This window comes from Kitasatospora sp. NPDC059747 (assembly GCF_042732955.1).
GTDB lineage: Bacteria > Actinomycetota > Actinomycetes > Streptomycetales > Streptomycetaceae > Kitasatospora.
Genome location: NZ_JBHWGV010000007.1, coordinates 37419 through 38118, shown reverse-complemented (window position 1 = coordinate 38118; position 700 = coordinate 37419). Strand labels below are relative to the sequence as shown.

At 69.0% G+C, this 700-nt stretch carries 2 protein-coding genes; both read right to left on the bottom strand.

Annotated features, from left to right (window positions below; genetic code table 11):
• Positions 1 to 97: 97 nt before the first annotated feature.
• Positions 98 to 307 (bottom strand): DUF397 domain-containing protein, encoded by a 210-nt coding sequence (locus ACFV4G_RS04900; RefSeq protein ID WP_380436520.1) that lies wholly within the window; start codon positions 305 to 307, stop codon positions 98 to 100.
• A partial coding sequence (locus ACFV4G_RS04895) for a Scr1 family TA system antitoxin-like transcriptional regulator (protein WP_380436518.1) occupies positions 294 to 700 on the bottom strand: 407 nt, incomplete at its 5' end. The genes ACFV4G_RS04895 and ACFV4G_RS04900, both read right to left, overlap by 14 nt.

The window sequence follows — 700 nt, the reverse complement described above, 5'->3', positions numbered from 1 at the left end:
CTCTTATTCCCCCCCAGCGGGGCCCGGGGGTTTGGCGGGGGGGGGGCCCGCGGGGGGGGGGGGGGGCGCGCCCGCCCCCCCCCCCCCCGCAACCCGGTTACGTGATCGGAAGATCGCCGGCCTTCACGGCGGCGACGAATGCTGTCCATGCGCTGGCCGGGAAGACTAGTGCGGGGCCCTGCGGATCTTTGGAATCCCGTACGGGAACGGTGCCATCGTCGAGGATGGCGACCTCAACGCATGCAGATTGTCCGTTGCTGCGGCTGGACTTGAACCACGCCGCTATTGTCAGGTCAACCGTGTCCATAACTTCCTGCCACTTCCGAGATCAGCTGCCTTGACGCCTGTTCGCTGAGTGCCGTCTCCCAGATGTTCTTGAACGCAGCGTCGTAGCGTTCCACTTCGCCGGGCTTGTCCAGGTAGAGGTCGCCGGTGTAGCCGTCCGCATAGACGGTCGGTGGCTCGGTTTCGGAGCCGTCGCCGTTCAGCGGGAAGCGCAGAATCCCGAACGGGCCTGACATGACGCCCAGGTGTAGACCCGCGCTGAACGGGACTACCTTGATGGTGACGTTGGCCAGCTCGCCCACTTCGAGGAGGGGGGGGTTCTGGGCGGGCGGGTGGTGGGGGAGGCGCCGGGGGGGGGGGGGAGCTGGGGGGGGGGGGGGGAAGGGGGCGCACGGGGGGTTGGGGGGACGGGGGT

What these genes read in the sequence shown, in the direction of transcription:
- ACFV4G_RS04900 (WP_380436520.1), bottom strand. Translation starts at nt 307, where the DNA reads ATGGACACGGTTGACCTGACAATAGCGGCGTGGTTCAAGTCCAGCCGC.